Below are 8,897 nucleotides of genomic sequence, written 5' to 3' on the forward strand. Positions count from 1 at the left end.
TGAGGTGCTTGATCGTGGGGTTTCCGAGGTGGGGACGCTGTTCTCGGCGTTGCGTTCATAAAGAAAGCGGCATTGCGGCCAACCTTCACATCGCCGAAATGCGCACGGCCCGTTCCGCACAAGGTCGCGAACTACCGTGGACACCACGGCTACCACCCCAGCCGCCCGCACCAGCTTCAGCACCCGCTCCAGCTACCGCCCCGGCCACCGTCGCCCGAAGGCACACCCCGCCCTCGTCAAGACAGGAGCCCTGTGTCCCGTCGTACCGACGCGTTCTCCCTTCCGCCCTGGCTCGCCCACACGCTCCGTGCCCAGCGCGGGCCGGTTCCCTGGAGCGCGGTCACGCGAGGGGCGCTGGCCGCCGGGCCGCTGCTGACGGTGGCCGTGCTGGGCGGGCGTACGTCTCTCGGGGTGCTGGCCGCGCTCGGGGCGATGCTCGCCGGGATCAACGACCGGCCCGGGAGCCGGCGGGCCTCCGTCAAGCGACTCGGGGGCCCCGCGCTGGCCGGAGCCGCCGGGCTGTTGATCGGGACGTACACCGGGGCGCATGTCGGGGCTGTCGTGCTGACGCTGCTCTTCACCGGGATCGGGCTGGTCGCCGGCGGGTTCAGTGCCATCGGGCCCGTCGCGTCGGGCGCGGGTACGCAACTCCTCGTCGCCTCCGCCATCGGTGCCGGGATGCCCCTGCCCGAACCGGGGTGGCAGCGGGCCCTCGCCTTCCTCGCCGGGGCCGCCTGGCTGGTCCTGCTGCGGCTGGCGCTGCCCACGCCCGGGGCCATCGCCGGTGACTACCGGTTCGACGGCGAGCGGCACGCCGTAGCCGCCGTGTACGACGCGATCGCCGCGCTGCTCGACGCCAGTGGTGGGCCGGAGGCGACGGGGCGGCGCGCCGCGCTGACCGCCGCGCTCGATCACGCACAGGACGCGCTCGCCGGGCCTCGGCTGCGGCGGTACGCCAGTTCGGCGGCCGAGCGGCGGCTGCACGGGCAGTACGCCGCCGCGCTGCCGCTCGCCGAGGCCGCGACCGCGATCGCCTGGGCAGGGGAGGCGGTGTCGGCACGGGCAGGGGAAGGGCCGCGCCGGCTCGCCGCCGCCGTGCGCGACAACGCGCCCACCGGGCCGCTGCCCGCGCCCAACCGTTCCGCGCCCGCGCTGCGCGCCCTCGACGACGCGCTGCTGAAGGCCGCCGACGCCTTCGACCAGGCGGAGGGGAGCGATCTGCACACGCGTCGGCGTACGCCAACTGATCTGCTCCGTAAGGCGTTTGGGGCCGGGGGGCGGGAGTACGGGCTGCGGGTCGCACTCTGTTTCGGGGCCAGTGTCGCCGTCGCGCAGGCGTTGCACCAGGCCCGCTGGTACGGGCAGCACGAGCACTGGTACTGGCTGCCCGCCACCGCCGTCTTCCTCGTCAAGCCCGATCTCGGACCGCTCGCCTCGCGGGCGCTCAGCCGGGCGGCGGGGACCGTGCTGGGGGCGCTCGTCTTCGCCGGGTTCGCCGCCGTGCTGCCCCGGCCCGAAGGGCTTGTCGTGCTCGTGGCACTCAGCGGTGCGCTCATTCCCGTCGCCACCCGGCACTTCGCCGCGCAGACCGCCGTCGTCACCGTCCTCGTGCTCTCCCTCGTGATGGTCGGCGGGGAACCGCAGGCCTCCGCCGGCCGGATCGGGGAGACGCTGCTGGCCTGCGCGATCGTGCTGGTCGTCGGGCATCTGCCGATGCCGGGGAAGCGCGGCGGGGGCGTACGCGCCCGGCTCGCGACCGCGGGCGCCGCCGCACACGCCTACCTCGTGCACGTCCTGAGCGAGTCCGACGACCGCGCCGAACGCTGGACCCTGCGCCGCGAGGCCTACCGCACACTCGCCGAGGCCCGCGGCGCCATCGCCGTCTCGGCCGCCGAACTCCCCGCCCTCGCCCGGCACACGGAGGGCACGGACGAGGTCGCGGCCGTCCTCGAACGGCTCGTGGACACGACCACCGCCTGCGCCGTCCATCTCGACGACACGGGACGGCTCACGTCTCGCCACATCGGGCAACTCACCGAGCTGCTGGAGGAGTTCGAGCGGGGACGGGGGCGTGTCGGGCTGCGCGCCATCGAACTCACCATCGCTGTCTAGCCAGTTCGCCCGCACAGGCCGTACAGGGGGCTACTCCACCCGCACCCAAACCGGCGCGTGGTCCGACCCCGGCGCCTCCCGCCGCTCCGCCGGATCCGGTCCCACCGACGGGAGTCGAGGCGCTCCCTCACCCGGCAGTCCCGTCCCCGCCGCCGTCACCCGGTGGACCAGGTGATGGCTGAGCAGGATGTGGTCGATCAGCTCGCGGCGCCCGGAGTCGATCCGGGAGTAGCGCTGGTCGGCCGGGATGAGCGGCGCCACGTCCCACAGGCGGACCGCGTCGCCCTGGTCGGGCCGGTCGTAGCCGGGCGTGCCGATCTCCGAGCCCGGCGGGCCGAGCAGGATCTGGGTGGTCGCGGCCTGCACCTCGTCGTTCATGTCACCGAGCACCGCCACGTCCCGGGTACGGCCCTCACCGGCGAGCAGTCCGTCGGCCAGCGCGCGCAGGGTCGCCGCCTCGGCGGCCCGGCGGTAGAGGGCGTAGGCGCCGTAGCGGGCCCGTTCGCCCTCGTCGTGCGGGAAGAAACGGTTGCCCGGGTAGGTCAGCAGCTTCGACTTGAGATGGGCGACCGCCACCGCCAGCGGGCCGGTCGCCGTCGTGACCTCCACCGCCAGGAAACCCCGGCCCACCCCCGGTTCCTCGGCGCCCGAGTCGTCCGACTGCACCGGGCGCAGGTGGGCCGGGAACGTGTTCGTGTCGGCGACGACCCGCGGCTGCGTGCGGCTGAGGAAGCCGACCCGGATGCCCCGGACGTCCGGGTGCGCGGAGGTGGCGGTGTGCCACTCGCCGTCCAGCATCCCGGCCAGGTCGTCGAGCGCGGCCGGGTCACCGACCTCCTGGACACCGAGCAGCACCGGGTCCAGTTCCGTGATCACGGCGGCGAGGGAGGCGAGCTTCGTCTCGTAGGTGGCCTTGTCCTTCGGGCCGGACGGGCCGCCGGGGCGGAACAGGTTCTCCAGATTCCAGGTGCCGAGGAGCATGCGGGGCCCCTTCCAGAAGCCTTGGTCGTGCGCCATGAGCCTTGGTCGTGAGGCAAGCGTGCTGGTCCGGGACGGCTCGCGACAGCGCCACGCCGGGATGCGCGGTTCGGCTCACGCGGGGCGAGGACGGCGTCGTACGTTGGGATGGTGAGTGACTCTCCTGCCGATCTCCTCATTACCGGTTGCACCGTTCTCGTCCACGACGACCAGGAGCGCATCGGCTTCGAGCGGGACGCGGCGATCGTCGTACGGGACGGGCTCGTCGAGTCGGTGACGCGCGCGGCGGACGCGGTCGGCCTCGCCGCCGTCGAACGCCTCGACGCGCGCGGCCAGGTGGCCCTGCCGGGGCTGGTCAACTGCCACACCCACGCACCGATGGTCGCGCTGCGCGGGCTCGCCGAGGACCTGCCCACGGAGGAGTGGTTCAACGACGTCGTCTGGCCCGTCGAGTCCAACCTCACTGAAAAGGATGTGGAGTTGGGGGCGCGGCTCGCCTGCGCCGAGATGATCCGCGCCGGGGTCACCTGCTTCGCCGACCACTACTTCTCCATGGACAGGGTCGCCGCCGTGGTCGCCGAGTGCGGGATCCGCGCCCATCTCGGCGAGGCCTACTTCTCCTCCCAGGGTCCTCAAGGCCGGGAGAAATCACTGGAGTTCGCGCTACGGCACCGGGGCACCGCCGACGGCCGCATCACCACCGCCCTCGCCCCGCACGCCCCCTACACGGTGACCGACGCGGACCTGGCCGCCACCGCCGAACTCGCCCTGGAACACGGCCTCCCCGTCCACATCCACGCCGCAGAGAACCGCGACCAGACCGACACCAGCCTCTCCCGCCACGGCATCACCCCCATCGAAGTCCTCGACCGCGCGGGCCTGTTGGCCACCGACCTGCTCATCGCCCACGGCACCGGCATCATCGACCGAGACCTCCCCGTCCTGGAGCGTGCGAGCGGCCGTACGGCGGTCGCCACCGCGCCCCGGGGATACCTCAAGTTCGCCTGGCCGGACACCACTCCGATCCGCGCCCTGCGCGCCATCGGCATCCCGGTCGGACTCGCCACGGACGGCGCCGCCTCCAACAACTCCCTCGACGTGTGGGAGTCGATGGCGCTCACGGCGCTGATCCAGAAGTCGACCGAAGGTGATCCGCGGTGGCTGACGTCCCGTCAAGCCCTGCACCACGCAACCCTCCAGAGTGCGCGGGCGGTCGGGCTGGGTGACTCGATCGGGTGCATCGCGCCGGGGCGCCGGGCCGACATCATCCTCGTCGACCTCACCGGGCCGCACACCCAGCCCGTGCACGATCTCGCCGCGACCCTCGTGCACAGCGCCCGTTCCGCCGACGTCCGGACCACGATCGTCGACGGCCGGGTTCTCATGCGTGACCGCGAGCTGCTCACGCTCGATGTACCCGCTGTCGTACGGGAGTTGGAGGACCGTCTGCCGGCTCTCGTCGACCGGAGTCATGGCCGGCGGATCCAGGAATACGACACCTGAGACTCGCCTCTAGGCTGTTCCCATGGATCTCGCGGACGGCCTTCTCGACCACCCGTACGACGTGTACCGGCGCCTGCGCGACAGCGCCCCCGTGCACCGTATCGCCGGCCCCGACGGCACCCCCGCCTGGCTCGTGACCCGGTACGACGACGTGCGGGCGGCGCTGGCCGACCCGCGGCTCTCGCTGGACAAGAGGCATGCCACGGCCGGGACTTACAAGGGGTTCTCGCTGCCGCCCGCGCTCGACGCGAACCTCCTCAACATGGACCCGCCGGACCACACCCGCGTCCGGCGCCTGGTCGGCCGCGCGTTCACCCCGCGCCGAACGGAGCAGCTCCGCAAGCCCATTCGGCGCACCGCCGACCAACTCCTCGACGCGCTGGGGGAGGAGGGCGACACCGACCTCATCGCCTCCTACGCGGCACCCCTCCCCATCACCGTCATCTGCGACCTGCTCGGCGTGCCCGACCGGCACCGGCGGGACTTCCGGGTGTGGACCGACACCCTCGTCGCGCCCGCGCCCGGGACACCGCCCGAGGCCGGCAAGCACGCGGTCGTCGCGATGCTCGGCTTCTTCACCCAACTCCTCGCCGACAAACGGGAAGAGCCCGGTGACGATCTTCTTTCCGACCTGATCGCCGTACGCGACGAGGGCGACCGGCTCAGCGAGGACGAGCTGATGTCCCTCGCCTTCCTCATCCTCTTCGCCGGGTACGAAAACACCGTCCAGCTCATCGGCAACTCCGTGCTCGCGCTGCTGCAACACCCCGGGCAACTGGCCGCGTTGCGCGCCGACCCCGCCCAACTCCCCGCCGCCGTAGAAGAGTTCCTGCGGTACGAAGGGCCCGCGCTGCTCGCCATCCGGCGTTTCCCCGTCGAGGACGTCACCATCGGCGGGGTCACCATCCCCGCCGGCGAGACGGTCTGGGTGTCCGCGTCCGCCGCGAACCGTGACCCGGACCGCTTCCCCGGGCCCGACCGGCTCGACCTCTCCCGCGACACCTCCGGGCATCTCGCGCTGGGCCACGGCATCCACTACTGCCTGGGCGCGCCGCTCGCCCGCGCCGAGACGGAGATCGCGCTGGCCGCGCTGCTGGAGCGATTCCCGCGGCTGGAGTTGGGGGAGGGTGAGGTGAGGTGGCGTCCCTCGCTGCGCGCCCGGGGGCTGCTCGCGCTCCCGGTGACGTACGGGACGAAGTCCCTCTGAAGATCCCTCGACCCTCTGAAGATCTCTCCAAGAAACTTTCCGACGCGGCGATGAATTCCGGTCCTCCCTCCGGTCCACCCCTCAACGGACCGTTGTCACAGGAGGGCCCATGTCGCTTCCGGAGATCGTCTCGCGTGCGCAGTGGCGCGCGGCGCGCGAGGAACTGCTGGTCAAGGAGAAGGCGGCCACGCGCGCGCGGGACGCGCTCAACGCCGAGCGGCGCGGGCTGCCCATGGTGGAGATCGACAAGGAGTACCTCTTCGAGGGCGGCGACGGGAAGGCCACCCTGCTCGACCTCTTCGAGGGGCGCGGCCAACTCGTCGTCTACCACTTCATGTTCGCGCCCGAGTGGGACGCGGGCTGCCGCAGCTGCTCGGCGTTCCTCGACCAGATCGGGCACCTGGCCCATCTGAAGGTGCGCGGCACGACGTTCGCCGCCGTGTCGAGAGCGCCGTACACGAAGATCCTGCCGTTCAAGGCGCGGATGGGGTGGACGCTGCCCTGGTACTCGTCCTTCGGCGGGGACTTCAACTGGGACTTCGACGTCACGTTCGTCGGGGACGGGGAACCCGTCGAGCGGCCGGGTGTCAGCTGCTTCCTGCGGGACCGCGACCGGGTGTTCCACACCTACTCGACCTATGAGCGCGGGCTCGACGGGCTCGGCTCGACCACCACCTTCCTGGATCTGACCGCGCTGGGACGGCAGGAGGAGTGGGAGGAGCCCAAGGGGCGCGCGTCGGCGCTCGGGGCGCCTGCGGGAAGTGACCGTGTCCGCTATCACGACGAATACGAGGAATGACACGGACGGTGACGAGAAAATGACACGGGCCGTGTGCGGAAAGTGTGCGGCCGGGTGTCGACTATGTCTCAGTACCGTCACTTCGCGAGCCGTTCACCGTACTGTCGGCGTTTAACTCTATGAGGCTTCACGAAGCTCTCCGAGTTTCAGCACGACAGGGAGGTACAAGGTGAACGGGCGAACGGTGCTTGAGCGTTTTCCCGCCGGCGGGCCGCGTGGCTCGTGGCCGGCGGAGGAGTTCGCGCAGGCGCGCCGTCTGGAGGGCCTGCAGGCTGAGGTCGTCATGGACATCGCGACCGACGCGTTCCTGGTGGTCGTGCGCAGCGGCGACGTCGTGGACGCCGCCGCCTGAGAGGTCAGCCCGCCTTCGGGGCGGGCACCTTCGCCGTGAACTGGTCCGCCTGGAGCGCGTACAGCTCCGCGTACACACCGCCGCTCGCGAGCAGTTCGTCGGGCGTCCCGGACTCCACCAGCCGCCCCTGATCGAGGACGTGCACCAGATCCGCGTGGCGTACGGACGCCAGCCGGTGCGTGATCAGCACGACCGTCTGCCCGGTGCCGGCCAGCGCGCGGATCTTCTCGAAGACCTCCAGCTCGGCCCGGGCGTCGAGGGCCGCCGTCGGCTCGTCCACGATCAGGATGCGGCCCCTCCGGTAGGCGGCCCGCGCGATCCCGAGCCGCTGCCACTGACCGCCCGACAACTCGTGCCCGCCGCTGAAGTTGCGGGCCAGCAGGGTGTCCAGGCCGCGCGGCAGATCCGCGATGACGTCCCGCGCACCGGCCTCGGCGACGGCCTCGGCCAGCCGCTCCTCGGTGAGCGGCGCCGCGGACCGCCCGACGGCCACGTTGACACGGGCGGTGAACGGCCAGCGCTTGAAGTTCTGCGCCACCATCGCGATCCGGTCGGCCAGTTGCTGCCGGTCCGCGCCGGCCGCGTCGACGCCGTCCCACAGGATCCGCCCCCGGTCCGGCCGGTACAGCCCGGCCAGCAGCTTCACCAGGGTCGTCTTCCCGGAGCCGTTCTCGCCGACCAGCGCGATGATCCGGCCGAGCGGGAGGGCGAGGGAGACGTCGTCGAGCGCGGGATGGGTGGCCTCGCCCGGATAGCTGAACGTGACGTTCTCGAAGCGGATCTCCCGCGGCTCCTCGGGCAGCGCCGTCCCGCCGACCGGGATCGCCCACTCGGTCGCCTCCTGGTACAGCTTCTGCAGATCGCCCACGAACAGGGCCTCCTCGTGCAACTGGTTCACCGCCAGGACGAGCGTGTCGAGGCTCGCGGAACCGGTGCGGATCGCGATCACCGCCGTACCCGCCACCGAGAGCGCCATCGCCCCGGACAGCAGCAGCCCGCCCAGCGTCGCGTACGTCGCCGCCGTCGCGAGGCCCGTCCAGGTCGCCGCGATCAGCCCCGTACGGGCCGTGAGCCGGGCCAGCCGGGCCTGTTCCGCCTCCGCGCTCTCCGACATCTCGTGGAAGTGGTGCAGCAGGAACGGCCCGACGCCGTGCACCCGGATCTCCGGGGCCGCCTCCGGCTCGGTGAGCAGCGAACCGATGAGACGGCCGGCCCGGACGTGCTGCACCCAGGTGTGGAACGACTCGTAGTGGCGCCGCGCGTTCGTCAGCGCGCCCCACGCGCTCGGCAGCGTCATCGTCGCCAGCAGCGGGAGCAGCGCCGGGTGCAGCACGGTCAGCACGCCCGCCGCCGCGATCAGCGAGATCAGCGCGTTCATGACGTTCGTCGCGTACGAGATCATGCGGCGGGCCGACATGGCGCCGTATTGCGCGGTGTCCAGCAGCTTGTGGAACGCGTGATCCTCGATCGCGGCCAGCTCCACGGCCGCCGCCCGCTCCAGATACAGCTCGGTGGCGACCCGCTCCACCTTCGGCTCAAGACGCCCGGTCGCGTACGTCGACGCGGCCCGCAGCAGCGCGCCCACCAGCATCACCGCGGCCATCGTGACCAGCGCGGGGACGGCACCGCGCAGCCGGTCCCCGATGGGACCGCCGGTGATCAGCCGCCCCAGCACACTGTTGACCGCGAGCAGGCTCACCGCCTGGGTGGCGCCCCGGCACGCCTCGGCGGCCAGCACGACCCGCGCGGCCCGCGGATCGGCCTGCCAGGCCAGCCGGAAACTCGACCTCAGCATCGCCGGCAGCCGCGTCACCATGGACCGGAAGCTCAGCTCCAGGAACGCGTCGTTGTGCTGACTCCACCCCGTGTCGTACCGCAAGGGCCCACCGAACAACAGCTGCTCCGACGCGGACGGCTCCCCTGGCCCCGAGTCACCCTTCCTCCCC

7 protein-coding genes are annotated in these 8,897 nt (G+C 72.1%); 5 read left to right on the forward strand and 2 right to left on the reverse strand.

Annotated features, from left to right (window positions below; genetic code table 11):
- Positions 1-252: 252 nt before the first annotated feature.
- Positions 253-2,112 carry an FUSC family protein gene (locus AC31A1_RS40440; RefSeq protein WP_489658073.1) on the forward strand — a complete coding sequence of 620 codons (1,860 nt, stop codon included), beginning with the start codon at positions 253-255 and terminating at the stop codon, positions 2,110-2,112.
- A 30-nt stretch (positions 2,113-2,142) separates the two neighbouring features.
- Here AC31A1_RS40440 and AC31A1_RS40445 read toward each other — a convergent pair whose 3' ends face one another.
- The gene (locus AC31A1_RS40445; protein ID WP_489658077.1) at positions 2,143-3,093 is read right to left on the reverse strand and encodes an endonuclease/exonuclease/phosphatase family protein; all 951 of its coding nucleotides are present in this window, start codon (positions 3,091-3,093) and stop codon (positions 2,143-2,145) included.
- A gap of 144 nt (positions 3,094-3,237) precedes the next feature.
- Here AC31A1_RS40445 and AC31A1_RS40450 point away from each other — a divergent pair, with 144 nt between their 5' ends.
- The 4 genes from AC31A1_RS40450 (at position 3,238) to AC31A1_RS40465 (ending at position 6,951) form a co-directional block, all read left to right on the forward strand.
- Positions 3,238-4,593, forward strand: a complete 1,356-nt coding sequence (locus AC31A1_RS40450) for an amidohydrolase (RefSeq protein ID WP_489658074.1) — start codon at positions 3,238-3,240, stop codon at positions 4,591-4,593.
- 22 nt (positions 4,594-4,615) lie between these two features.
- Positions 4,616-5,800, forward strand: coding sequence for a cytochrome P450 family protein (locus AC31A1_RS40455; protein ID WP_489658075.1), 1,185 nt, complete (start codon positions 4,616-4,618; stop codon positions 5,798-5,800).
- A gap of 109 nt (positions 5,801-5,909) precedes the next feature.
- Positions 5,910-6,599, forward strand: a complete 690-nt coding sequence (locus AC31A1_RS40460) for a DUF899 domain-containing protein (RefSeq protein WP_489658076.1) — start codon at positions 5,910-5,912, stop codon at positions 6,597-6,599.
- Positions 6,600-6,768: 169 nt separating this feature from the next.
- A complete protein-coding gene (locus AC31A1_RS40465) occupies positions 6,769-6,951 on the forward strand; it encodes a DUF8839 family protein (RefSeq protein ID WP_019060453.1) in 183 nt (60 codons plus the stop codon).
- A 4-nt stretch (positions 6,952-6,955) separates the two neighbouring features.
- Here AC31A1_RS40465 and AC31A1_RS40470 read toward each other — a convergent pair whose 3' ends face one another.
- A complete protein-coding gene (locus AC31A1_RS40470; protein WP_489658078.1) occupies positions 6,956-8,848 on the reverse strand; it encodes an ABC transporter ATP-binding protein in 1,893 nt (630 codons plus the stop codon).
- Between the last annotated feature and the right edge of the window lie 49 nt (positions 8,849-8,897).

It is taken from the genome of Streptomyces sp. P5F9, assembly GCF_057961495.1.